Genomic DNA, 23,865 nt, shown 5'->3' with positions numbered 1-23,865 from the left:
ACGAGGGATCAAAGGCTGACGGGACGCGTGGCCAGTTCGCCGTACCAGTCATCGGCCAGCACGAGGAAGAAGGCGGCGCGCGTGTCGTTGCGCGAGAATTCGATGCCGTAGGCGCGGTTTTGCGCATGCACCACGTCGCCCTGCGCCAGCTGCTGCTTGTCGAGCGCCGCTTGCGGCAAGTCCAGCACCAGCGGCGTTGCCGTGGCATCGGCCTGCATCGTCAGGCGCGTCATGCCGTCGCGGCCCGGCATGGCGGCCACGTCGATGATGCGGTAAGGGCCATTGGCCACCTTGTTGTCGCGCGAGGAGCTGTTGCTCGAACCGTTGAGCGAATCGGAAATGCTGCCGCTCGACTGGGAACCGGCGCTGGAGGCCGAAGAAACGAAGCTGTCGGCGTTGGCGTTGCACGCCATGGTCAAAGCTGCGGCCAGGCCGAGCATGCGTAAGGAGGTAGTCAAGGCAGTTTTCCAGTGGACGTCAATGAAAGCGGGCCGGGTCTATCCCGGCCTGCGCCATCATAGCAGATCGGCTATCAGCTGAGCAGTACCTCGATCAGGCCCTTTGCTTCGGCCGACGGCTCGGTGCGCAGCGCCTGCAGCACGGGATCGTGCTCCAGGTAGGCTTGCAGCGGAGCGCTGACGGTGACGTTGGCCTGCGGTAGCGGCGAGGGCACGGGCGCGAGCGCCTTGGCCAGCAGCAGGGTATCGCGCAAGCCTTCGGGCGGCAGCATGATGGTCGAGCCGGGCAAGGCATTGACGGCATCAGCGACGGGCAGCGGCACGCTCAGCTGGCGCATCAGCGCGCGGCCAATCACTTCCAGGGTGGATGCCATCTGGATTTCCAGCTGGGCGTACAGGCCCGGAGTCTTGTCGGCCTGGGCCAGCATGTAAAAGCCGGCCACTTCATGCACGATGCCGGCGAACAGGGCCGTATCGGCATCCGTGTGCGTGACGGCGCCCGCCAGCGCATGCGCCAGCGCCGCCACGTGCACGGTGTGTGCCCACAGCTGGGTGGCGCGGGCGCGCAAGGCTTCGTCGCGGATGCCGGCGTTCAACTGGCGGATCACGGCCGCCGTCGCCAGCGCATACAGGTTGCGGTGGCCAAGCCGTTCGACGGCGGCGCGCACGCTGGTGATGGCGGGCGCCTGGCCCGGCGAGAACAGGGCCGAATTGGCCAGCGCCACGGCACGTGCCGACAAGGTCGGTTCGCACAGCAGCAGCCGGCTGATGTCGGACGAATGGCAATCCGGGTTGGCCAGTTCCTTTTGCAGGAGCAGGGCCGTGTTGATGCTGGTGGGAAAGGCCAGGGTTTCCGTTTCGGCACTGGCCAAAAGTTGCGCCAGGCTGCTGAGCGTGTTGACGTGCATGGATAGGGGGGAGCGAGAAGTAGCAATGCCCCATCTTATCAGGCAATCCGGCCCGCATGGCGCCCGCCAGCCTTAACTGTGACACAAGCAACTATTCGTCAGGCTAGCTGAGCAGCCCTGGCGCGTTTGCGCCGCCAGGCGACGCAGGCCAGCACTGTCAAGGCAGCAGCAGCGTATGCTGGCTGGCCGTATGAAAATCGCGCCACACGCGGTTGATGGTGCTGTCTTCGCGGGCTGCGTACAGGCCGCAGTAAGGATACAACGCGTCGACGGCCGCGCGGCAGACGGCCACCAGGGCCAGCGAAGTGGTTTGCACGGCCTGCATGGCGTCGTCGTCCAGCGCCGCGCCGGCAGCCACTTGCGCCCAGCTGTCGTCCAGCACGGTGTAGTAGCGGGTGCGGGCGGCGGTGAACGCATCTTTCCTGTCCTGCAACATGTTGGCCACTTCCGGCACGTCCAGCAGCGGCAAGCCGGCGCGCGCATGGCGGCGATGGCGCATGCATGCTTCGGCCAATTCCATGAAATGCCCGGCCATGCCGGCCATATTCGCGGCCAGGGTCACATAGGCTAGCGAGTAAAACGGGTAGCGGTACAGGGGGCCGCCAGCCGTCGCGGCTGCGGGGCTGATCGTAAAACCGTGTTCCTTGCTCAGCCACTGGCCGTCGATGCGGTAGCTGTGCGAGGCGCTGGCGCGCATGCCGATGCTGTTCCACGATGGCACCAGTTGCACCAGCGCGGCAGGGACCAGGAAGGCGCGGATGCGCGGCTTGCCTTCTACATCGAGCAGGGGCTGGCCATCGCGCTGCAGCCGGGCGTTCAGGGTGAAATGCGTGGCCATCGGCGCGCCGCTGGCGTAATCCCAGCTGCCCGTGATGCGGTAGCCGTCGCCTTCCTCTTCCGCGCAGCCCGTGGCCGCTCCGCTGCCGCCCAGGCAGACACGGGGCGTGCCGATGATGCTGCGCGCCATGTCAGGGGCCAGAAAACCCGCGAACCAGCCCGCGCCCGCGCACAGGGTCAATACCCAGCCCATGCTGCCGTCGACGGCGGCCACTGCTTCTTCCAGGCGCACCACGTGCGGCAAGGGCAGCTCGGCGCCGCCCGCGCTGCACGGCGCCAGCATCGTCAGCCAGCCGCGCCGGTGCAGCAAGGCTTGCTGGGCCGGATGCAAAAAGCGGGCGGCGTCGGCTGCCGGCGCATGGCGGGCGATGCGGCGGGCGTCGCGCTCGCAAAGGGTATCGATGACAGCGTGCGGCATGGGCAGAATCCGGCAATGGCGAAGGCGGGCATTTTCGCACAGCCCGGCGCGCCGGGGCCAGCCTTCGCCCGTTATCGTCCCAGTCCGGCGCCTCCAAGCTGCAGGAAAGGGGACGCCATGAGCAGATCGGGAACGTCACCTATGCCACCACCGCATTGCTGCGCAGGTGATAGCGGTGACCGTTCCCGTCCTACAACAAGGGGGGCGATAGGGCCGGACGGCAAGGCTATTTGCCGATTTGTTTGCTGACCACATTTTCCTGCTGGTTCAGGGCGCGCTGGTCCGCCTTGGTGATATGGCCGTTATCGAGCTTGGCCATACTGCGCTCTTCGCGGCGGATGCTGCGGTCTTCGCGGTGCAGGGCGGCCGCCTGCCCTTTGGTGATGTCGCCTTCCTTGACTTCCTTGTGGATGCGCGCGTTTTGATGCGCGAGGCGGTTGTTCACCTGTTCGCGGCGCGGATGGTTTTTCTGCCAGGTCGTTTCTGCGGCAAAGCTGCTGGCGGTAGCCGAGGCAAGAGTCATCAGGAGGATGGCGGACAGAGTGGTGGTTTTCATTGCAGTCTCCAGGTGGATGGTCAGGGATGTGACCCTGCTCAAACGTGCCGCCGGGGCCGCTGGTGCACAGCATATTTGTTTCAAATGTAAGCAAATGTGGCTGGAACGGCGGTTTTGCCGCATCATGGAGCGGACCAGTGCCACCCACCAGGAACATCGCCATGAGCGCATCGGCTGCGACGCAATTGAACCGCTGGCAAGATGTCAGTGCCGGCCTGTCGATCGCCGGCCTGCTGCTGCCTGAAGCGGTGGCGTATGCCAGCATCGGCAATCTGGCGCCCCAGGCGGGTATCCTGGCCCTGTTCGCCGGTTTACTCTGCTATGGCGTGCTGGGCACGAGCCGCTTTGCCATCGTGTCAGCCACGTCGTCATCGGCCGCCGTGCTCGCCGCCGCCATGGCGTCCATGCCGGGCGGCACGGCGGGGCACCGGCTCATGCTGATGGCAGGATTGGTGATGTTGACGGGGGGATTTTTCCTGCTGGCCTGGGTGGCCCGGCTGGGCAGCGTCACGCAATTCATCGCCAAGCCGGTATTGCGGGGCTTTTCCTTCGGCCTGGCCATCGTCATCATCGTGAAACAGCTGCCCGGCGTGCTGGGCGTGCAGCCGCCGCAGGGCGACATGCTGCACCTGGTGCCCGGCTTGCTGGCACGGGCAGGGCAGTGGAACGGGGTTGGCGCGGGCCTGTGCGCGGCGGCCCTGTTGTTGCTGTTCCTGCTGCGGTGCCGGCGGCGCTGGCCCGCCGGTCTGATCGTCATTGCGCTGGGCATAATTGCAGGCCGCTGGCTGGATCTGCCTCGCCACGGCGTGGCCCTGGTGGGCGCCATCGATGTCAGCCTGGTCATGCCCGTCCTGCCGCGCCTGACGCAAGAGGAATGGACGCGCCTGGCCGAGCTGGCGTTTGCACTGGCGCTGATCCTGTATGCCGAATCGTATGGCGCCATCCGCAGTTTTGCCTTGAAGCATGGCGACCCTGTGGCGCCCGAGCGCGACTTGCTGGCGCTGGGCGCGGCGAACGTGTTGGCGGGATTGCTGCAAGCCATGCCGGTGGGCGCCGGCTATTCGGCCACCTCCGCCAACGAGGCGGCGGGCGCCACCTCGCGCCTGGCGGGCCTGGTGGCCGCCGCCGTGGTAGGCCTGATCGTGCTGACCCTGCTGCCGCTGGTGGCGTTCACGCCCGTACCCGTGCTGGCCGCCGTGGTCATCCACGCGGTCAGCCATACCCTGAATCCTGTTTCTTTGCAGCCATACTTTGTCTGGCGCCGCGACCGCCTGCTGGTGCTGGCGGCGATTGCCGGCGTGCTGCTGTTCGGTGTCCTCGACGGCTTGCTGGTGGCCATCGACATCAGCCTTCTGCTGATGCTGCGCCGCCTGTCGCGGCCGGGCATGTCCGTGCTGGGGCGGCTGGGCAACAGCCACGACTACGTCAAGCTGGCGCTGCATCGCGATGCCCGGCCGCAGCCGGAGCTGCTGATACTGCGTCTCGATGAACCCCTGTTCTTTGTTAACGCCGAGCGCAGCCTGCACCTGGCGCGTGCCATGCTGGAAGAGCGGGCCGGTCCGCTGCGCAAGGTAATCCTCAGTCTGGAAGAGTCGCCCGACCTCGATGGCAGCAGCGTCGAAGCCTTGCGCGACTTTGCCGCGTTTGTGCGTCAGCAGGGGCTGGCGCTGGCGCTGGCGCGGCTGAAGGAGCCGGCCTGCAGCGTGCTGCAACTGGCCTTGCGCGACATGCTGGCTGTCCAAGCCGGGCCGGCACTGCTGCTCAGTGAGTTGAGCGTGGCCGAGGCCGTGCGACTGCTGGACGGCGCCACGCCTGAACATTAGCGGCGACTATGCTAGGCTGGCGGCCAGGCGATGCACCTTGGGAGATGGCATGACAAGCGCGAAACCGCAACTGGTCAAGGCAAGGCTGAACAAGCTGCTGCCCACGCAAATCACGGTCGGCATGGCTGAGGTGGCGCTCAAGCGCGCGCACTGGGCCAGCCTGGGCAGGAAGGCGCGGACGGCGGCGCTGGCCGATCACTGGTTTCCCAGCATCATCGGCCCGGAAGGACGCCACTACATCGTCGACCATCACCATTTCGGCCTCGCGCTGCACCAGGAAGGCGTGAAAACCGTCAGCCTGATGATACTCAAGGATTTGTCCTGGCTGGAGCCGCTGCACTTCTGGCATGTAATGGACCACCACCAGTGGGTGCACCCCTACGACAGCGAGGGCTTGCGCCGCGATTTTTCCGCCATTCCCCGGCACCTGAGCGGCTTGCACGACGATCCTTACCGCAGCCTGGCCGGCGAATTGCGCGGCGCAGGCGGTTATGCCAAGGATGTGACGCCGTTCAGCGAGTTCCTGTGGGCCGATTTCCTGCGCAGCCGTATCGCGCCCGCAAGCCTGCAAAAGAATTTCCCCAAGGCACTGGAGCAAGCGATGAAGCTGGCGCGCGGCCAGCTGGCGCGCTATCTGCCTGGCTGGAGCGGCGTCGTGCCACCGGCCTGACAGCGTCTACAGCAGGAAGGCGCTGCCGGCCGCCAGTATGCCGGCCGCTGCCGCGCCCACGGAGCCCCACAGCAGCCAGCGGCGCCGCGTCAGCACCGTGATGGTGGCCAGCGCGACGGCGATCTGGATGAAGGTCAGGGCCATGGCCAGGCGTTCGTGCGGGCGCAGCTTGGCTTCCGATTCCTCGCCCAGCTTTCTCGATTGCTCTTCCAACTGGCGCGCGATGGATTGCACCACCAGTTTTTCCCTTTCCTGCCTGGCTTGCTTTTCGCGGGGGCAGGTGGGAGCGAAGAAACTGGTATTGACATGATGTCACTACCGCATCTGCCATGCAAGCTGGCGAGCGCCGCAACATGGTGCGAACAGGCATAAGCGGGTACAGTACAGCGTTCCGTCCCTGAAAGCGTATAGCCCATGAGCACGTCCCGTCTTCCCGACCCGCAATTTGCCGACAGAGTCCGCGCCAGTTTTGATTTGCAGAATGCCATGACCCTGATTCAGGCCAGCCTGCCCGTGGTGGCGCATGGCAGTACGGAAATCCACGTGCCGCACTGGAGCGGCATCGAGCAGCAGCACGGTTTTGTGCATGGCGGCGTGGTGGGCATGATCGCGGACTCGGCCGCCGGCTACGCGGCCATGAGCATGGTGCCGGACGGTGCTTCTGTGCTGACCGTGGAATACAAGATGAATCTGGTGGCGCCCGCCGATGGCGAGAAACTGATCGCGCGCGGCAAGGTGGTGCGCCCGGGCCGAACCCTGATCGTCACGCAGGCCGAAGTGTTCGCCGTCAAGGATGGCCGGGAATCGCTGTGCGCGCTGATGCAGCAAACCATCATGGTGATGCACGGCAAGTCGGAAAAAACCTGAACCGTACACCACGGCACGCGATTCAAGCGGCTTTTGCCAGGCCCTCCGCTGCCAGCGCCGCCTTGACGCTGTCGCGCTGGGCAATTCTGCCCAGGAAGGCCTGCATATTTGCCAGGCCCGACAAATCGACGCCCACGCGCGGCGCCCAGCCCGTGATGACGAACAGGTAGGCATCGGCCACGGTGAACGTGTCGCCCGTCAGGTAGGCCTGGCCTTCCAGGCGGCTGTCCACCCATTTGAACTTCTTGCCAAGTTGCTCAATGAATAAGGCCTTGGTGGCGGCGTCGTAGCGGGGATCGAACAGGGGACTGAACGATTTGTGCAGCTCGGACGTGATGTAGTTCTGCCATTCCAGCACCTTGTAGCGGGCAAAGTTGCCCACAGGGGGCAGCAAGTCCTGCCTGCCCGCCAGTTCGGCGATGTATTGGGCGATGACGGGGCCTTCGCTCAATGTCGTCCCATTGTCGAGCGCCAGCAGCGGCACCTGCCCCTTTGGGTTAAGTTCGTAGTAATTGCCGCCTTCCTGCGTCTGGTGCTGGCCCAGGTCGACCTTGACCAGAGTGAATGGTGTGCCCGTTTCGCGCAGGATGATGTGCGGTGCCTGGGAGCAGGCGCCCGGCGAGTAAAAGAGTTTCATGGCGATCCTTGAATAGGTGGGAAAGAGGCCACTATAGTCCTGTGCTGGCGCACAGTAAACGCGTGTTCGCGTGGTGACTATGACTGCCCGGTGCAGGATTGCGCCGGCTCGGGTAATACAGCTTGTAGCCTGCATATGTGGGGCACCAGTCGTCCAGCACGCGCATTGACAGGCCATCGGCCAGGTAGGGCAGGACGATATCTTCGGCCATGCAGGCCACGCCCAGGCCATCGAATGTCGTTGAAGGCGATTTGTGTCATATCGTCAACTTTCGGTCATTCATCGTGCTGCGTGTGCGCTTATTCTGCAAGCATGTCCCCGCCATGTAGCCGGAATATCGCCTGACGAAAACTTTTCTTGATTCGCTACTGGGTGTTGTCCTTGCCAGCGTCATCGCATGGGGCGATCTGTTGCTGTGGGGCGCTCTGGTTTTGCATCTGCCGCCTGGCGACAGCTATTGGGACCGCACGCCGTTTGCGGCCGACATTTGCGTTGACCCTGGTTTCACGCAATGCATTCGCGCTGCTAATCAATTCGTGCCGAACTTAGCACCTATTCACGGTAGTGCGTACATCTTACGGTGATGGCATGCTGCTGTCATGCCGCCGCAGCCGCTGACCACTCGCGCAGCAATTGCCCGAACGCTTCGGCCGCCGCCGTGGTACTCGCGGCACGCCAGAGCAGCTGGAACTGGGCGGCGGGCAGGGCGGGCAAGCCATGCTGGCCATCGATGACCACCATGCCCGGCTCCAGGTCGCCCTGTGGCAGGGCCGTGATCGCCAGGCCCGCCAGCACGGCGGCGCGCAAGCCCTGCTGGCTGGGCGAGGTGAACGCCACGCGCCAGTCGAGGCCGGCGCCGTCGAGGGCGTCGACGCCCACTTGCCGGTGCATGCACGGCGCCGGTGAAAACGCCAGCGGCAGCGGCGCCTGGCCGTCATGGCGAAAATCCTGCGCCGCCGCCCAGACGAAGCGCGTGCGGCGCAGCACGGCCGGCTCATCTTGCCCGCCGGCCAGCGCCATGACGACGGCCAGGTCCAGCGCATCGGCGGCGACCAGTTTCTGCAAGTCAAGATACGTGCCGACTGTCACATCCAGGCGCACGGCGGGAAACAGGTGCGCAAACTGCGCCAGCAGGGCCGGCAGGCGCGCGCCCATGAAATTTTCCGGTACGCCAAAACGCACGGCGCCAGCGATCGAGGAACGCTGGAAGCGCCGCGACAGCGCATCCTGGGCCGCCAGGATCTGCCGCGCGTGGCGCAGGAAATCCTCGCCATCTTCCGTCAGGCGCAGGCTGCGCGTCGTGCGTACCAGCAGCGCGGCGCCCGCCTGCTCTTCCAGGCGGCGGATCTGGTGGCTGATGGCGGACTGGCTCAGGTGCAGCCGTTCGGCGGCGCGCGTAAAGCCGCCTGTGTCCTGGACGGCGACGAAGGCGCGCAGCAGGGCGGTATCGAAGTCCATCGTGTCTGGCTCCTGTGATTCATGATGAAAATGAATGAATTGTACAAAATTTTATCATTTCCCTCATGAGTCGATGCTTTCTAGAATGGTGGCTCCAGCGCGCCGGCACCACGCGCTCCTCCATGACTACCGACATCAAGGCTTCGATGCACCTGACTACTTCGCAACAAAATGCACTGACCCTGGCCGCCGTGTGCCTGGCCTCGCTCATGTTCGGCCTGGAAATTTCCAGCGTACCCGTCATCCTGCCCACCCTGGAAACCGTGTTGCACGGCGACTTCAAGGACTTGCAATGGATCATGAACGCCTACACCCTGGCCTGCACCACGGTGCTGATGGCAACGGGCACCCTGGCCGACCGTTATGGCCGCAAGCGCTTGTTGCTCGCCAGCCTGGCACTGTTCGGCCTCAGTTCGCTGGCATGTGGCTGGGCCGGCAGCACCGGCCTGCTGATCGCCGCGCGCGCGCTGCAGGGCATGGCCGGTGGCGCCATGCTGATTTGCCAGGTGGCCGTACTGTCGCAGCAATTTCCGGCCGGCGCCGCGCGGGGCCGGGCGTTTGGCGCCTGGGGCATCGTCTTTGGCCTGGGCCTGGGTTTTGGCCCTATCATAGGCGCGGCCATCGTCGCGCTGTCAAACTGGCAATGGGTATTTCTCGTGCACGGGCCGCTGGCGCTGGCGGCCCTGCTGCTGGTGGCGCTGGGCGTGAGCGAATCGCGCGATCCGCAGCAGCGCAAGCTGGACGTGGCGGGTATCGCCACCCTGTCGCTGGCCGTGTTCAGCCTGGCATGGTGCCTCACGCAGGGGCCGGCGCTGGGTTTCACGGACCCGCTCACGGTGGCCAGCCTGGCCGTGGCGCTGCTCAGCCTGATGCTCTTTGTCATGATCGAGCGGCGCCAGCCTGAACCGATGATCGACTTCAGCGTATTTCGCATTCGCCGTTTTTCGGGAGCACTGCTCGGTTCGGCGGGCATGAACTGCAGTTTCTGGCCGCTGATGATTTATCTTCCCCTGTACGTGCAACATGGCCTCGGCTACAGCAGCCTGGGCACGGGCCTGACCTTGCTGGCCTACACCTTGCCCACCTTGCTCGTGCCGCCCCTGGCCGAACGGCTGGCGCTGCGCTACCAGGCCGATACGGTCATTCCTGCCGGCTTGCTGGCCATCGGCCTGGGTTTTCTGCTGATGCTGTGGGGCAGCAGTGTGGATGCCGCCAACTGGCTGACGATCTTGCCCGGCTGCCTGCTGGCCGGCACGGGCCTGGGCTTGACGAATACACCCGTCACCAACACGACGACGGGCGCCGTGCCCGGCGAGCGGGCCGGCATGGCTTCCAGCATCGACATCAGCGCGCGCATGGTCAGCCTGTCGATCAATATCGCGCTGATGGGCTTTATCCTCGTCGAAGCCATACAGTCCGCCTTGCGGCCCCATCTGCCAAATGGACTGGACGCGGCCACATTGCGCGCCATGGCGGAAGATTTGTCTGCCGGCAAGGGGGCCGGCACACTGCCGGCCGGCATGGCGCAGCTTGCGCTGGCACAAGGCTTTGGCGCCGTGATGCTGTACGGCGGCGTGGCCGCCTGCCTGTTCGCCGTGGCCAGCTGGCTGGTATTTGGCGCCGGGCGGACGCGGCAGGCAGCCGGGCAGCCGGTGCGCTGAAATCCAGGAGCAGGGGAGGCTATAATCTGGGCACGTTGGCAAGTGTTGCTCAACGTCATTACGAGGCTGCCCATGCATAAACTGATTTCCGAACTCACCCGCCTGTACCTGTTCGAGGAACAGCAGCACTATCTGGATGCGGATGGCGGCGCACAAGCGCTGACGCCGGCTGTGCTGGCGCGCCATCTGTCGGGCGAGCAGACGGTGGCCGTAGAACTGGTACAGGATCGGGGCCATGGCGGCCTGACGCGCGCACTGGTGCTGGAGTTTGGCGGCAAGGGCGGCGGCGAAGCGCACTGGAGTGCGCTGTGCACGATCGCCAATGCCGTGCAGCACGAGCTGGACATGCCGGCGCCCGCCGTCAGCATCTCGGGCAAGGCGTTCCAGTTATGGCTGTCTCTGGCCACGCCCGTACCCGTCGCCCAGGCGCGCCAGTTCGTGCAGCTGCTGCGCTCGACCTTTTTACCCGCCTCGACCGACATCCTTGCCGTCGCGCCGCCAGGCGACGTGGAACAGGTGGCGCTGCCGCCATGTTTGCAGCCATCGGGCAAGTGGGCAGCTTTCATCCACCCCAGCATGGGGGCCGCCTTCGTCGACGAACCGGGCCTGGACATGCCGCCACCGCCAGCCGCCCAACTGGGTTTCCTGGAAAGCTTGCGCAGCATCAACCCGGCCCAGTTCGCGCAGGCGCTGGCGAAGTTGCAAAGACATGCGGGCTTGCTTGATGTCGTGTCAACTTCCGTGCCCGTGCCCGCTCCCGTCGCCGCCGCATTGCCAGCGCCTATGCCTGTTACACAACCAGGCTTGCTGCTGCAGGACGCCACCCTGGAAGACATCGTGCGCTGGCTGCACGCGCGCAATATCGAGCCCACTTTCCGGCACCGGCTGCCGTAACGGGGGAGCCTGCAGATAACGGCAGCGGGCGGCCAGCAGTGGATATTTCCACTGGTGTGACAATGTATGCATTTTTCTTACCGGCAATTTGCTATCGTTCACGGCCGCTCTCGACTCATGTTTTCAATGAAAAGCCAGGCCGAGCATCGCAACAATTCAAATCCAGGAAACCGTCAATGCAACTGCCAGCCGATAAAAATGCCCCCCGGGATTTTGATTTCATCATCGGTGACTGGCTAGTGAAACATCGCCGGCTCAATTCCAGATTCACCGATTGCAAGGAATGGACGGAATTTGACGGGCTATCTTCGACCGTCAAGACACTGGGTGGCTTTGGAAACCTGGAGGATAACGTACTCTACTTCCCGGAAGGCAGCTTCCGCGCCCTTGCACTGCGCTCGTTTTGTATTAAATCCGACACCTGGTCGATCTGGTGGCTCGATGCACGCAAGCCGACAACGCTCGATGTCCCAGTTGTTGGAAAATTCTCCAATCACGTCGGCGTATTTTTTGCCGATGACCTACTCGATGGTCAAGCAATAAAAGTGCGCTTTACCTGGACTGCAACACCTGGGAAGAATCCTCGCTGGGATCAGGCTTTTTCCAAGGACCAGGGAAGAACATGGGAAACGAACTGGACTATGGATTTCATGCGCAGCGCACAGGCAAGGGCACCCATTCAGCCTTGAAGGCTGCGACTGCCAACGGTAGCAAGCGGCCAGAAGCGGACCTTCAGGTGAAGTAGCAAAAAGATCGATATTTTCTCGATACAGAATCGTTTGCGACCTATGTCCCCCTTACCCGCGAAGAGTATGCTCGTTCGACACGGCTTCAGGTCGTCGAGACCGCGAGAAAATCGAAGGCGAGTCCCTGATAAACGGGGGCGAACTCCGTTTTTTTGAAAGCATTGCGCGTATGCATATCAAACGGGAAGGACTTTAGAGCGAAATTACGGCAATTTACTCATGCGCCCGGTGGGCGGTTAGAGGGAGAACAACATGTTTCGAGTTTTGCTTGCCTGTCTCTTGATGGTCGGTACCGCTGCAAAGGCGGACAATATCGAGCGCGACCTCGATGCCATCGTACAAAGCTACGGTAAGGTCGGCATATTCGCCGGCACGGTGCTGGTGGCGCATGACGGAAAGACCGTCTACGAAGCGGCCGTGGGCCTGGCCAATCGCGAGACCAATGTGCCAAACCGCGCCAACACGCGCTTTAACATTGGCTCCATCGGCAAGACCTTCACCGCGGTGTCCATCTTGCAGCTGGCCGAAGCAGGCAAGCTCAAACTAAGCGACCCGATCTCGCGCTTCCTTCCCGAGATCCCTTACGCGGAGAAGGACACGATCACCGTCGCCCACTTGCTGAACCACTCGGCCGGCACCGGCAACTACATGGCGCACAAAGACTTCGCCGCGAACATGGGCAAGCTGCGCACCATCGACGCCTTCCTTCCTCTGATTTACGACCAGCCGCCCAGCTTTGCGGCCGGCAGCCGCTTCCAGTATTCGAACTCGGGCATGGTGTTGCTCGGCGCCGTCGTCGAAAAAGCCAGCGGCCAGTCCTACCGCGACTATCTGCGCGACCATATCTTCAAGCCTGCCGGCATGACGGACAGTTCGCTCACCCTCGAAGACGAGCCACTGCCTAACCGCTCGATCGGCTACACCCGCAACGGCGACGGCAGCATAAGCGCCAACGTGAGGTCAGTTCCCCCGCCGTCCTCCGATGGCGGCATGCGCACGACCACGCGCGATATGCTGCGCTACGATCAGGCGCTCAAGCAAACGGCGTTGTTGTCCGAAGCGAGCAAGGCGGCCATGTGGGCCCCTGTGGGACCGGACAAGGAATATGCCTTCGGCTGGCAGCGCAAGAGCGCTTTCGGCGACACCGTCATCGGCCATACTGGCGGTGCGCCCGGCATCAGTGCGGTGTTCCACCGCTACCAGGGCAGCGGCTATACGGTCATCGTCCTTTCCAACACGGGCATGGGAGCAAGCGACGTTGCCGAAAAGATCGAGGCACGCCTGTACGGCAAACCAGTGCAACTGGCCGAGCAGGCCGATTCCGACATGATGCTAGCGCTCGATCTGGTGATGCGCGGCGACCTGCGCGGCGCCGCCAAGCTGTATGACCGCAATCCGAGCCACGCACCGTCGGTGTACCAGGCTGCTAGGACCCGCATCGACGGCGGCTATGAAGCCACCGAGGCGATAGCACTGCTGGACCGCTACCTGCGTTTCGACGCCGCAGTCCAGGTGGCGCCTCCCGCTGGTGCTTGGTGGCGCAAAGGCTTGGCCTACGAGCAGCTGGGCGACAAGACCATGGCGCGCGCGAGCTATATGCAGTCGCTGGCGCTCGATCCCGCGTTCGACAAGGCCAAGCAGGCGCTGGCGAAGCTCGATACGCCAAAGACCTGATGCTAGGCGTGGCCGGCGCGCGAATTGGGGCGGTGCTTCCGCCCGTGCCTGCATGCCGTAATTGCGCACAACATGGGGCACCCGCAGACGGTAGTCGGCGAAGATGTCGCCCCGCATGCTTCCTGAATGGCGCGGTGCGCTTCGAGCTTGTGCCAGCTCTTATGGATACTTAGCCTACGCTCAAAACGGATTCGCGCTTTCCAGAAGCCGGAAAACCAGTTGCGCGTGCATTCCACGTAGGTCCGCTTTGGGCGGAACCTGGCAACGATGGCAACTGGCCAAGAGAAAACATCGAAACTTTGCAGTATAAGGAGGACGTCATGGCGATTAAAAGTGTTGTTCTGCTGGGCGCCGCAGCACTCAGTATCAGCGTTGGGGCTATTGCAGGAGAAATGCATGCAACAGTGGTTTCGGTACATTATTCAGTGCAAGAAAATGACCCGGAGACGCTGGAGAAAAACGTGCTGAATCCAATGATGAGCAGTATGCAAAAGCTTGATCGCGTCATGAAGGTAGCCTCCACCATTACCCATGGCGTTGTTGATCTGGAAGTTGGATTTCAAGGTAACGCGACGGCGCAAGATTTGGCTGCCGTCACCGCTCAAATTGAAATGCTGAAGTTCGATGAACACGTCGCTGTTCTGTCCCGCATTATCGAATTGCGGCCTGCTCGTTTTCTGTTGGAACCATGACGTCTATCGGCCAGGAGCAGCCATTCAGCTTGACGTGACAATGCGTGACTTTTCGCACTTGGTAATTCGTTATGCTCATGAGCCGGTGATGGCCAGGCAAATCCACCGACTTAATAGATTATGAAGGAATTTATAATGACAAAAATCATTGTTCGACGAAAGAAATCAATTTGGCAAGATAGAGCTCGGAAATACACTGTTCTTCTGGATGGGAGCGAAATTGCCAGCGTTTCGAATGGCTCGGAAGTTGATTTCGATGTCGAGCCCGGAAAGCACACCGTGCAGATGCAAATCGATTGGTGTCATTCGCAAAAGTTTGAGGTTGACGTTCGTCTTGCAGAGCCTGTGATACTTGAATGCGGGCCGAATGCGTCACCATTTTCAGCGATTTTTTACATCACCGTATGGAAGAACAAATATATTTGGTTGCGAGTTTGGCGTAACGTTAACGTCTGAGCGACTTAGACAGGATTCGTCCAGAAGCAGGCACCCCACAAAAAGCTACCGTCGCCTGTAAGGAGTTCAGAAATGTGATGAATTCATTGTATGTTTAGTATTTTTCTCAATGTGTGATAACTCGTGAAATTTTTTCATGGTTAATATGTTAGATTTTCAATACCCCGCACTTCAGCCGGAGCCGCGCTTCGAAGTCGGCGGCAGCACTTCAAATAGACGATTCGAGAACCAATGTGAATCGCCACGAGTTCACTAGACACTGCTGAACTGCTCATAAGCTCTGGCGGGGCGACAGTTGCAAACAGTCAGTATTGCATGCAATGGGGCGTAACCTGCCAACGACGGCAATCGGCTGCCAAAAGGTGCCAGTCGCCAATATATATGGAGAGTAGTAGATGCAAAAGGAATATAATAAAATCTTGCTAGCAGGAGAATTGTTGGTCGAAGCAGCGAATGAATTTCGGAAAGCAAAGAGTGATGTCGGCTATGCAAAAAGCATTCTTTTGGCTGGAGCAGTCAGTCTAATAACCACTCCGTATCTGAGCGAGCTGGGCATCGATTCAATGCATGAAAGTTTGGCGAAAGCAGCTGTTCAGATGGATGGGACTGACATATCCAAACTAACAGCAAAACAACTTTATGAAGCCGTTGGAAAGGGAATCGGCTATTATCGGTTCACCTACAATTCACTAAAGCATTCGGGTGATAAGAGGCGTGACATCAAACCGTCTGATGACTTGAACTTCACTGCTAACTTGCGTGAAGAAGCGAATTGGCTAATCGACGCAGCTATTTCTGACTTCAGTCGACTTCCTCATCAGCTGAGTACAATAAACAACGTATTTTCCGACGAGCTTCTTACATTACTCCAATCGCCTTGGAATTTCTCACCGATAGAAGATAAGAAAAGACTTAGTGATTTTTAATTTGTCGCAGGTCGGCTAATTGCAGACGTTCGACTCGGAAAGCCAGCGTGAAATTTTCGCAACGTAACTCTCGGAAGCAAAATGACAACAAGGCTAACACCAGCTGAGTTCGCTGCCCACTTTGACGCGCTTGTTAGGACTATGCCTCCAATCGCTACACTATGTCACGACAGCCAGGAAAACCATGAATAGTTGGGTTTGGCTGCCCACCTAGTTCAGACAACGAATTATGTTCGGGGAATGACATTTAGTATGGAAATGACAAGGCTGTATAACGGTTTGAACCGTATGCCGGGCGAGACTGAGAAATTATTGGTTTCTATGGTGCAACAGTGCAAGATGGAATGGCGGTTCAAATCGTCTGGGCCACTCGCTGTAGCGTTTGAACCGCGTCGACCATTCGCTTACTTCGATGAAGTGCGGAAATATATTGAATCAGCGGCGACGGAAGTTTTTTTCATTGATCCATATATGGATGCGGAATTTGTGTCTCGTTACCTGCCATTTGTTAAGCCGGGCGTAGCGGTTCGTCTTCTCGAAAGCAATAGGATCACGGCGCTTAAAGCTGCGGTCGAAATGTACTCGGCACAGAGCGACACTGCTATCGCGTTGCGGCATTCCATGTTTCATGATCGGTATCTGATTATCGACAAATGTGAGTGCTACCAAAGTAGCGGAAGCTTCAACCATGGGGCGGCGACGGCCGCATCTTTGTTGGTGCAGATCGTCGACGCATTTGAGACAATTCAATCGATATACGAGGCCCGCTGGGCTACGGGCACCGTGCATATATAAGACCTATACGGTGACAGTGAATACACGAATCAAAAATTATTAGGGCCGCCGCTTTCCTGTGCGTCTATTTTTTATTCCTCCCAACCGACTGCCTTGGGGCGATTGCTGACGTAAAATCTGCGCTGTAGAATGAAGTAAATTTCAGAACTGTGTTAAGGATTTTTCAATGTTTCTATCTCTTCCAGATGTATTGCGTACGCAAAGAATGATATTGCGTAAACCGCGTCAATCAGATGTCCGGATTATTTTTGATGCATATGCCCAAGATGTTGAAGTAGTACGCTACATGGTATGGCGTCCACACCGCACATTGGCCGAGACTGAAGCCTTCATTTCATATTGTATCGAGGAGTGGGATAGTGGTCGTAGCCGTCCTTATGTTTTGGCCCTTGAGGAAAATGACGACGAACCAATTGGTATGTTGGAAGCAAGTTTGCATGATCACATGATAGATATTGGATACGTTTTGCAACGCAAGTATTGGGGCGCGAAACTCATGTCCGAGGCAATAAATACTTTGAGTGAAGCAGCCTTGGCGCTGCCGCACTGTTTTCGTATTCAGGCAACCTGTGACACAGAAAATTATGCATCTGCGCGTACATTGGAAAAGTCCGGGTTTGTACTTGAGAGCAAGCTTGCGCGACACCTGGTTCTACCAAATCTTGCTGACGAACCTCGGCCATCTCTGATGTATGCCCGCTGCAGGTAAGGCGCCAAAAGTACGGACTTGAAAGGAGGTCGCTACCGTTCAGGAGCAGATTTTTAAGAATCCGTATGTGTGTACCTTATGATTGCGCTCAGAAAATGTATACTCACTAGACATTCAATAGTTTGCGATAGGTGCCGGTGTGCATCTTCTGAAGATTGGATGTCCGCAAAGGCGAAAGCGGATACCGCTGTGTAGCCGTAGCGCCGGGCCACCTTTTTATCTCCAGGTAACACATGGCCTGTGGCATAGCTGTCCTGGCGGCAATCATGTCAACGGCATGCTGAAATCAGCGCGCCATTTCCCTAGCCAAAGTCAACACCAATTCCTCCGCGCCCATTTCCCGCGCCAGCGGCGCGCCCTGGCCGGCCCATTGCGCGGCGAATTCACTGTTGCCGTGCTGGCTGGCTGCTGCGTTCAATTGTTTTGCGGCATCGTAGGCGACCGGGTAGTCGGCCGGCGGTGGGCTGCCTGGCGCTTCGCCATGTTCGATCAAGCGGTTCACCATGCCGCGCGCCAGCCGGCCCGACAAGGTCGCCGTCAATCGCGTACTGGCGGCCCGTTCGCTTTTCAGGTTGGCGCGGTAGCCCGCGTTGGCCGCCGATTCCGGGCATAGCACGAATGCCGTGCCCAGTTGGACGGCGGCGGCGCCCAGGTCCAGTGCGGCGCGGATGCCTTGTCCATCCATGATGCCGCCGGCGGCGATGAGGGGCAGGGCAGTGCGGCCCGCCAGCAGGCGCAGCAGCACGCTGGTGCTGTGGCGCTCGTCGTGCGCTTGCGGATCGAAGACGCCGCGATGCCCGCCCGCTTCCACGCCCTGCGCCACGATGGCGTCGACCCCTGCCTGTTCGATCAGGATCGCTTCGCGCACGCTGGTGGCCGTGGCCATCGTGTAGATGCCGGCCTGGCGCAGGGCGGCAATCTGCTGCTGCGTCGGCAAGCCAAAATGAAAGCTGACGACGGCAGGGCGCTGCTCCAGCAACAGGGCGAATGCCGCCGCATCGCCGATAAACGTCCGGTAGATCTCTTCAAGTCCTGCCGGCACGGCCGCGCCCAGCTCCGCAAACAGGGGCGCCAGATGGGCCAGCCAAGCCGCTTCGCGCCGCGCATCCCTTGCCGCAGGCGCATGGCAAAACACATTGATGTTGAAGGGGCGGTCCGTCAGCGCGCGCGTGTCTTCGATCATCTGGCGCGCCTGCGCCACGCTGCCGGCGCCAATGCCCAGCGAACCGAGGCCGCCCGCATTCGAGACGGCGGCGGCGAGGCGCGGCGTGGAGACGCCCGCCATTGGCGCCTGGATGATGGGCAATTGCAGGCCGAGGCGGTCGAGGAAGCGCTGGGACGAGCTCATAATGTTTCCTTCAGGAAGTTGAGGATGCTGTGTCGTACGCATATTCGTATTCGTATTTTGAGAATATAATAGCATAATCATTTCGAATGAGAGAACATGATGGACATGGAGTCATTGACGATTTTTTGTGCCGTGGCCAGTGAACTGAGCGTCACCCAGGCCGCAGCCAGGCTGGGCCGCGCGCCGTCCAGCGTCACCACGCGCATCCAGCAGCTGGAAGCCGATATAGGCGCCGAACTGTTCGTGCGCACGAACAAGCGCATGGCCCTGACGGCGGCCGGCGAGCGCTTTCTCGAGTATGCGCAGCGTCTGCTGGCGCTGGCGGAAGAGGCCAGGCATGTCGTCACGGGCGGGCGCGAGGGCGGCACCTTGCGCGTCGGCAGCATGGAAAGCACGGCGGCCAGCCGTCTGCCGGCGCTGCTGGCCGCATATCACGCCCGCTATCCGGCGACGCGGCTGGCGCTGAGCACGGGGCCGTCGCGCCCCCTGATCGAGCAGGTGCGCACAGGTTTGCTCGACTGTGCTTTTGTCGCCTTGCCGCCATCCTTCGGCGGCGCCGCCGCCTTGGCGGAGCTGGGCCTGGCCGCGACAGCCGTGTGGCGCGAGGAACTGTGTTTGCTGCTGCCGGCCAGCGAAGCGCAGGCGCGCCGCGCCGCGGACGTGCGCACGCGCTCGCTGGCGGCGTTTCCGCAGGGTTGCACCTACCGCGGCATCGCCGAAGAGTTGCTGTGCGTGGCCGGCAGCACGCAGTGGCGGGTGCAGGAAATGAGTTCGTATCACACCATGATCGCTTGCGTGGCGGCCGGCGCCTGCGTGACCCTGCTGCCGGCCAGCGTGCTGGCGCTGTCCGAGGCGCCGGCCGCCTTGGTGACGCTTTCCGCTGGACAAGCCGACACCTTGCTGGTGTGGCGCGCCGGATTCGACGTGCCCGCCTTTCAACACTTGCTGGCGCAGCTGGGCGAGGTGGCGCCGTGAGCGCGCCGGCCAGGCTGCGTGCAGCCATCGCCGCAGCGGCCATCCTCGCCATCGGCATGGGCTTCGGCCGCTTCGCCTTCACGGCCATCTACCCGCACATGGTGGCGGAAGGCGTGCTGACCTTGCGCGACGGCAGCTTGGCCGCTTCGGCCAACTATGCCGGTTACTTGCTGGGCGCCATCCTGGCCATGCGCGCGCGGGCCCACAGCGCGCACCGGCTATGCCTGTGGTCGGTGGCCGGTACGGCGCTATGCCTTGGCGTGCTGGCCTTGACTATGCCGGTCTGGCTCATCGTGACGGTGCGGGGCGTGGCGGGCGTCTTCAGCGCCCTGGCCATGGTCGCCGCCTCGCTGTGGCTGCTGGAACAGCGCCGGCATGGTCGTGGTGCGCCGCTGCTGTACGCGGGCGTGGGCGCTGGCATCGCCGTGTCGGCCGAATTGCTGGTGCTGGCATCGCACCTGGGCTGGCACAGCGCCGGCATGTGGCTGCTGCTGGCCGGCGTCACCGTGCTGCTGGGGCTGGCGGCTGCGCCCGCCATCGCCGCCAGTGGCCAGCCGACGCTGGATGCGCCGCCGCATGCCGCTGCATCGACCTTGGCGCCCGTGGCGCCGTGGCCGCTGGTGCTGATCTACGGACTGGCGGGGCTCGGTTACATCGTCACGGCCACGTATCTGCCCGTGCTGGTGGGCGTGGCCTTGCCTGGACTCAATTCCGCCCATGTGTGGGCCGTGTTCGGCCTGGGCGCGGCGCCGTCGTGTTTCCTGTGGCACCGGCTGCACGAGCGTCTGGGCACGCGCCAGTCACTCAGGCTGAACTTGCTGCTGCAGGCGCTGGGCGTGGCCTTGCCCGTGCTGGCGCCTTCGGCCGCCGCTTATCTGCTCAGCGCCATCCTCGTCGGCGGCACGTTTGTCGGCACGGTGACCATCGCCATGCCCGCCGCGCAGCGGGCCGCCGGCAAGGTGGGCAAGTTTGGCACCAACATGATGGCCATCATGACGGTGGTGTATGGCATCGGCCAGATCATCGGCCCCGTGCTGGCGGCCAGCCTGTATGCGCAGTCGCACAGTTTTAATAGTGCACTATTGGCGGCGGCCGGCGCGCTGCTGCTGGCCATCGCCGTGAGCTTGCGCCTGTAAGAACGCCTATCAACACCTGCTGCGCGTCGTAATTTGCGGCCTGCGATGCTCACTGCCTCGGCGGCCCCGTACTTCGTACAGTTGCGCTTCTCGAGTCAACGGGGGCGCCGAGCCTTCCTTCCGCTCGCTACGGTTTTGTTAGGCGTTGTAAAACTTAGAGACCGAACGCGCAGCGCATGACGTCGCTCCGCAGCGCGTTGATCCTGGTGAAATCGCGCGTGTAATACAGCTTGTTCGTCAGCAGCACCGCATAGCGGCCGCGCCTGGGGCTGATCCACATGGCCGTGCCGGTGAAGCCCAGGTGGCACCAGACGTCGTCTTCCGGCCCGGTGCCTGCCGCCGGATGCCAGAACAGGCCGCGCGACGGAGTCAGCGAACCGGTCTGCACCGTCAGCGAAGCGCGCACCCAGTTGGCGTCCAGCACCTCGCCCTGCAGCTCCTGCGCCAGCATCGCCTGCAGGAAGCGCTGCAGGTCGGGTACGTTCGAAAACAGCCCGGAGATGCCGCACACGCCCCCCAGCAGGCGGGTGGAGAAATCATGCGTGACGCCAGAAAGGTGTGCGCCCGCCTGCTCGCAATATTCAGTCGGCGCGACCTGCTTGCCATGCGCAGCTGCCAGCGGGCCGAAGCCCGTGGCAGCCATGCCCAGCGGCCGCAGGACATGCTCGGCCAGGGCCTGGTCCAGGGGCAGACCCAGCAGCCGCTCGATGACCAGGCCGAGGATCAGGGCCGCGCGGTCCGTGTATTCCACGGCTAGTCCCGGCGTGCCTTCCAGCGGCTCGCGCAGTACGCCACGCACGATATCGTCGTACACCTCGCCATAGCTGGCGCGCAGGCGGGCGCGCAACGGCAAGCCAGCGGTATGGGTAAGCAGCTGGAAAATCGTGACGGGCGCCAGCGCATGGCCCTGCGTGCCGGGCAGCACGTCGGCCAGGCAGCTGTCCAGGCGCAGGCGATTTTTGCGCAGCAGCCAGCCCGTCAGCGACCAGACGCTGATGATCTTGGTCAGCGAAGCGATGTCGAACAAGGTGTCGACCTGCATCGCTGCACTGCCGGGCTCGGGCGTGAGTCGCCCGGCCGCGCCCGCCACGCCGTGGTCGCTGGTGCCCATGGCCCAGGCCGCGCCCGGGAAAATCTGTTCCTGGACGCCGGCTTGCACCAGCGCTGTCAGCTGTTCTGTATGGTCTGTCAGGTTTGCTATTGGCATATTGATTGTGTCGTGATTGTCTTGTCATGCACTGCCGCGTCCACCCCCAGCCAGCGCGCCACCGATTGCGCCACCCATTCCCCCTCATCCAGCGGCAAGTCGTGCCCGGCGTCGCGGTGGATCAGGCAGTCGGCCTGCCAGGCGCGCGCCAGGCGCTGCGAGCAGCGGTGGTCGACCAGCCGGTCTTGCGCGCCGGCCATCACCAGCACGGGCATGGCGGGGCGGATGAGGGGGGCGCGGTAGCGGGCGGCCGACAGTAGCTGGCGCAGCGCGTTGCGGCGGCTGACGGGATATTCTTGCTGATATGCACACCAGTCGGCCAGCAGGGCGGCGTTGCCCTGTGCATGCCGGCGGCTGGTCAGGCGCAAGATCAGCGCTTCCTGGCTGCGTTGGTCGCCCAGCAGCAGTTGGCGCAGCAGGGCGCCGTAGTTTTGCCAGCGCAGGCGCCGGTAAAACGGATTGAACGGTCGCATGCTGGTGTTGAGCAGCACGCAGCGGGCGATTTCCTGCGGGTAGCGGCTAGCCCATTCGACGGCCACCATGCCGCCCAGCGACAGGGCCAGCAAGTGGTACGGTGCAGCGATGCCCCGCGCCGACAGGTCCTGGCGGCAAGCTGCCACCATATCTGCCACACGGGTGGCGCTGTCCTGCGCGTGGCGCCTGCCATTGCCGGGCAAGTCGGGCGTGACAATGCTGGCGCCGGGCAGGGCGCGCGCCAGGGTGGCGGGGAAGTCACCCCAGTGGCGTTGTTCGCGCATCAGGCCGCGCAATAAAATCCATGTGGGCTGCGTCATGACTCATACCATTGCGCCAGGGCGCGCCGGCGCTGCGCCTTGCGCAGCAAGCCTTCCGGCATCCAGCGGCCGTGGCTGCTGGCGGCGCGCATGAGGAAATCGAACCACACCAGGTGCCGCCGCAACACCCGCTGCAGGCGGTGCGCGGCCGTGGGGTTGAAGATGCTGACCCGGTTGAACAGCTGGCGCGGGTTTTTCTTGACCCACAGCCACGAGCCCATTTCCAGGGTCAGCGGCAGGAACACGCGCCCGCTGTAGCTGGTGCCGTTCAGGTACAGATAGTCCCACAGGTCGCCATGCGTGCGGTATTGCCGGCTTTGCGGCTCGAACACATAGTTGTGGTTGGGGTAGCTTTGGCTGAACAGTTCTTCCAGGGCGCCGATCTCGGCCAGGTGCTCTATCGGCACCTTGGTATGCGCATGGGGAAACCAGATGCGGTCGCGCAAGCCGAAGCCGGAATGGCAATCGAGGGCGATGCTGAACTGGCGCGACAGCAGCTCGCGCTCGACCAGGTCGCACACGGCCTGGCTTTCCTGCTCCATGGGCGCATCGGCTGCGCCCCGGTACCAGGGCAGTCGGGCGCTGTAGCGCTGTCCACCCAGCATGAACGGCACTTTTTCGCGCGCGCTCAGCGGTGCGTTGCGCATCAGGTCCACGCCGCGCGGATTGCAGCGCGTGGCTTGCCACATGCCGCCCGGGTTGACCAGCGGCATGAACACGAGGCGCATGGTTTCCAGCTGCTGGTGCAGGGTGGCATCCCAGCGCAGGCGCGCGATCAGGCTTTCGAGGAAGGACAAAAGCACTTGCGTGCCGATGCGTTCGAGGCCGTGGATGCCGCCAAAAAAGCCCAGCACGGGCACGTCGGGGCCGGGATTGCCCAAGGCGATGGAGTACACGGGAAAGTCGCGCCCATCCATGGCGATGCTGCAGGGCGCGGCCACTTCCAGGTGGCTGCCACCTTCGTCAATGAGACGCTTCAGCATGACCAGCTCGGGCAGATTCTTTTCGATCATCAGGCGTCAGAAAGGGAAAGTAACAGCCAGTGTAGCCGAAATAGTTGCTGCGCCAGACGTCCCGCATGGCGAAATTTATTGGTGGCAAGCATGTCACGAAGCCGTCATGTTTGCTGTGTAGGCTATTGCAGCTGACACAAGAATTATTACTCGGCACTACCCCATTTCCACGCCGTTCCACCCTCACGCAATAGCGACGCGATAGCA

General features: G+C 62.2%; 25 protein-coding genes and 1 pseudogene. 14 read left to right on the top strand and 12 right to left on the bottom strand.

All coding sequences use genetic code 11. The features are described 5' to 3' along the window. Positions 1-8: 8 nt before the first annotated feature. The 4 genes from ACQ4WZ_RS10595 to ACQ4WZ_RS10580 all read right to left on the bottom strand — a co-directional run bounded on the left by ACQ4WZ_RS10595 (position 9) and on the right by ACQ4WZ_RS10580 (position 3,144). Positions 9-440: a hypothetical protein gene (locus tag ACQ4WZ_RS10595; protein WP_436573879.1), complete on the bottom strand. Its 432-nt coding sequence runs from the start codon at positions 438-440 to the stop codon at positions 9-11. Positions 441-532: 92 nt separating this feature from the next. Then, positions 533-1,366, bottom strand: coding sequence for an HDOD domain-containing protein (locus ACQ4WZ_RS10590; protein ID WP_436573370.1), 834 nt, complete (start codon positions 1,364-1,366; stop codon positions 533-535). A 157-nt stretch (positions 1,367-1,523) separates the two neighbouring features. Then, a complete protein-coding gene (locus ACQ4WZ_RS10585; RefSeq protein WP_436573369.1) occupies positions 1,524-2,621 on the bottom strand; it encodes an acyl-CoA dehydrogenase family protein in 1,098 nt (365 codons plus the stop codon). A 226-nt stretch (positions 2,622-2,847) separates the two neighbouring features. After that, positions 2,848-3,144, bottom strand: coding sequence for a hypothetical protein (locus tag ACQ4WZ_RS10580; protein WP_243858314.1), 297 nt, complete (start codon positions 3,142-3,144; stop codon positions 2,848-2,850). A gap of 194 nt (positions 3,145-3,338) precedes the next feature. Here ACQ4WZ_RS10580 and ACQ4WZ_RS10575 point away from each other — a divergent pair, with 194 nt between their 5' ends. Next, on the top strand, positions 3,339-5,000 hold the full coding sequence (locus ACQ4WZ_RS10575; protein WP_436573368.1) for a SulP family inorganic anion transporter: 1,662 nt from the start codon (positions 3,339-3,341) through the stop codon (positions 4,998-5,000). A 49-nt stretch (positions 5,001-5,049) separates the two neighbouring features. Then, positions 5,050-5,670 (top strand): ParB-like protein, encoded by a 621-nt coding sequence (locus tag ACQ4WZ_RS10570; RefSeq protein ID WP_436573367.1) that lies wholly within the window; start codon positions 5,050-5,052, stop codon positions 5,668-5,670. Positions 5,671-5,676: 6 nt separating this feature from the next. Here the strand turns inward: ACQ4WZ_RS10570 and ACQ4WZ_RS10565 are convergent. Next, positions 5,677-5,928: pseudogene (locus ACQ4WZ_RS10565) on the bottom strand (DUF4337 family protein); the annotation flags it as partial. A 156-nt stretch (positions 5,929-6,084) separates the two neighbouring features. Here ACQ4WZ_RS10565 and ACQ4WZ_RS10560 point away from each other — a divergent pair. Beyond that, the gene (locus tag ACQ4WZ_RS10560) at positions 6,085-6,537 is read left to right on the top strand and encodes a PaaI family thioesterase (RefSeq protein ID WP_436573366.1); all 453 of its coding nucleotides are present in this window, start codon (positions 6,085-6,087) and stop codon (positions 6,535-6,537) included. Positions 6,538-6,559: 22 nt separating this feature from the next. Here the strand turns inward: ACQ4WZ_RS10560 and gstA are convergent, their stop codons facing one another. The 3 genes from gstA to ACQ4WZ_RS10545 form a co-directional block, all read right to left on the bottom strand. After that, positions 6,560-7,174 (bottom strand): glutathione transferase GstA, encoded by a 615-nt coding sequence (gstA, locus tag ACQ4WZ_RS10555; protein ID WP_436573365.1) that lies wholly within the window; start codon positions 7,172-7,174, stop codon positions 6,560-6,562. Positions 7,175-7,205: 31 nt separating this feature from the next. Continuing rightward, positions 7,206-7,385, bottom strand: coding sequence for a type 2 periplasmic-binding domain-containing protein (locus ACQ4WZ_RS10550; RefSeq protein WP_436573364.1), 180 nt, complete (start codon positions 7,383-7,385; stop codon positions 7,206-7,208). Between the two features lie 386 nt (positions 7,386-7,771). Next, the gene (locus ACQ4WZ_RS10545; protein ID WP_436573363.1) at positions 7,772-8,632 is read right to left on the bottom strand and encodes a LysR substrate-binding domain-containing protein; all 861 of its coding nucleotides are present in this window, start codon (positions 8,630-8,632) and stop codon (positions 7,772-7,774) included. Positions 8,633-8,754: 122 nt separating this feature from the next. On the opposite strand from ACQ4WZ_RS10545, the gene ACQ4WZ_RS10540 reads away from it, so the two are divergent. From ACQ4WZ_RS10540 to ACQ4WZ_RS10500, 9 genes are all read left to right on the top strand, one after another. Continuing rightward, positions 8,755-10,293: an MFS transporter gene (locus ACQ4WZ_RS10540; protein WP_436573362.1), complete on the top strand. Its 1,539-nt coding sequence runs from the start codon at positions 8,755-8,757 to the stop codon at positions 10,291-10,293. Positions 10,294-10,365: 72 nt separating this feature from the next. Then, positions 10,366-11,187, top strand: a complete 822-nt coding sequence (locus tag ACQ4WZ_RS10535; protein WP_436573361.1) for a hypothetical protein — start codon at positions 10,366-10,368, stop codon at positions 11,185-11,187. 176 nt (positions 11,188-11,363) lie between these two features. Next, the gene (locus ACQ4WZ_RS10530) at positions 11,364-11,876 is read left to right on the top strand and encodes a DUF1579 domain-containing protein (protein ID WP_436573360.1); all 513 of its coding nucleotides are present in this window, start codon (positions 11,364-11,366) and stop codon (positions 11,874-11,876) included. 309 nt (positions 11,877-12,185) lie between these two features. Then, a complete protein-coding gene (locus ACQ4WZ_RS10525) occupies positions 12,186-13,607 on the top strand; it encodes a serine hydrolase domain-containing protein (RefSeq protein ID WP_436573359.1) in 1,422 nt (473 codons plus the stop codon). Positions 13,608-13,927: 320 nt separating this feature from the next. Further along, positions 13,928-14,299 (top strand): hypothetical protein, encoded by a 372-nt coding sequence (locus ACQ4WZ_RS10520; RefSeq protein ID WP_436573358.1) that lies wholly within the window; start codon positions 13,928-13,930, stop codon positions 14,297-14,299. A 135-nt stretch (positions 14,300-14,434) separates the two neighbouring features. Further along, positions 14,435-14,755, top strand: coding sequence for a hypothetical protein (locus ACQ4WZ_RS10515; RefSeq protein ID WP_436573357.1), 321 nt, complete (start codon positions 14,435-14,437; stop codon positions 14,753-14,755). Positions 14,756-15,150: 395 nt separating this feature from the next. Further along, positions 15,151-15,681 (top strand): hypothetical protein, encoded by a 531-nt coding sequence (locus ACQ4WZ_RS10510; protein ID WP_436573356.1) that lies wholly within the window; start codon positions 15,151-15,153, stop codon positions 15,679-15,681. Between the two features lie 240 nt (positions 15,682-15,921). Continuing rightward, positions 15,922-16,476: a hypothetical protein gene (locus ACQ4WZ_RS10505; protein WP_436573355.1), complete on the top strand. Its 555-nt coding sequence runs from the start codon at positions 15,922-15,924 to the stop codon at positions 16,474-16,476. A gap of 166 nt (positions 16,477-16,642) precedes the next feature. Beyond that, positions 16,643-17,185, top strand: coding sequence for a GNAT family N-acetyltransferase (locus tag ACQ4WZ_RS10500; protein WP_436573354.1), 543 nt, complete (start codon positions 16,643-16,645; stop codon positions 17,183-17,185). 286 nt (positions 17,186-17,471) lie between these two features. Here ACQ4WZ_RS10500 and ACQ4WZ_RS10495 read toward each other — a convergent pair whose 3' ends face one another. After that, positions 17,472-18,533, bottom strand: coding sequence for an NAD(P)H-dependent flavin oxidoreductase (locus ACQ4WZ_RS10495; RefSeq protein ID WP_436573353.1), 1,062 nt, complete (start codon positions 18,531-18,533; stop codon positions 17,472-17,474). Positions 18,534-18,632: 99 nt separating this feature from the next. Between ACQ4WZ_RS10495 and ACQ4WZ_RS10490 the strand changes: the two genes are divergently transcribed. Both ACQ4WZ_RS10490 and ACQ4WZ_RS10485 read left to right on the top strand, forming a co-directional pair. Then, positions 18,633-19,508: a LysR substrate-binding domain-containing protein gene (locus ACQ4WZ_RS10490; RefSeq protein ID WP_436573878.1), complete on the top strand. Its 876-nt coding sequence runs from the start codon at positions 18,633-18,635 to the stop codon at positions 19,506-19,508. Continuing rightward, a complete protein-coding gene (locus ACQ4WZ_RS10485) occupies positions 19,505-20,644 on the top strand; it encodes a YbfB/YjiJ family MFS transporter (RefSeq protein WP_436573352.1) in 1,140 nt (379 codons plus the stop codon). Before ACQ4WZ_RS10490 ends, ACQ4WZ_RS10485 begins: the two co-directional genes overlap by 4 nt. A 154-nt stretch (positions 20,645-20,798) precedes the next feature. On the opposite strand, the gene ACQ4WZ_RS10480 is transcribed toward ACQ4WZ_RS10485, so the two are convergent. The 3 genes from ACQ4WZ_RS10480 to ACQ4WZ_RS10470 are packed head-to-tail and all read right to left on the bottom strand — an operon-like array spanning position 20,799 to position 23,658. Then, complete coding sequence (locus ACQ4WZ_RS10480; RefSeq protein WP_436573351.1) at positions 20,799-21,851, bottom strand: serine hydrolase domain-containing protein; 1,053 nt, start codon at positions 21,849-21,851, stop codon at positions 20,799-20,801. Continuing rightward, complete coding sequence (locus ACQ4WZ_RS10475) at positions 21,842-22,645, bottom strand: alpha/beta fold hydrolase (protein WP_436573350.1); 804 nt, start codon at positions 22,643-22,645, stop codon at positions 21,842-21,844. The genes ACQ4WZ_RS10480 and ACQ4WZ_RS10475 overlap by 10 nt, the downstream gene beginning before the upstream one ends. Beyond that, positions 22,642-23,658, bottom strand: a complete 1,017-nt coding sequence (locus ACQ4WZ_RS10470; RefSeq protein ID WP_133991900.1) for a M14 family zinc carboxypeptidase — start codon at positions 23,656-23,658, stop codon at positions 22,642-22,644. The genes ACQ4WZ_RS10475 and ACQ4WZ_RS10470 overlap by 4 nt, the downstream gene beginning before the upstream one ends. Between the last annotated feature and the right edge of the window lie 207 nt (positions 23,659-23,865).

The organism is Janthinobacterium darwini (assembly GCF_051380905.1).
Classification (GTDB): domain Bacteria; phylum Pseudomonadota; class Gammaproteobacteria; order Burkholderiales; family Burkholderiaceae_D; genus Janthinobacterium.
The sequence above is the reverse complement of the archived record's forward strand: the minus strand, read 5'-3'. Positions and strand labels throughout refer to the sequence as shown.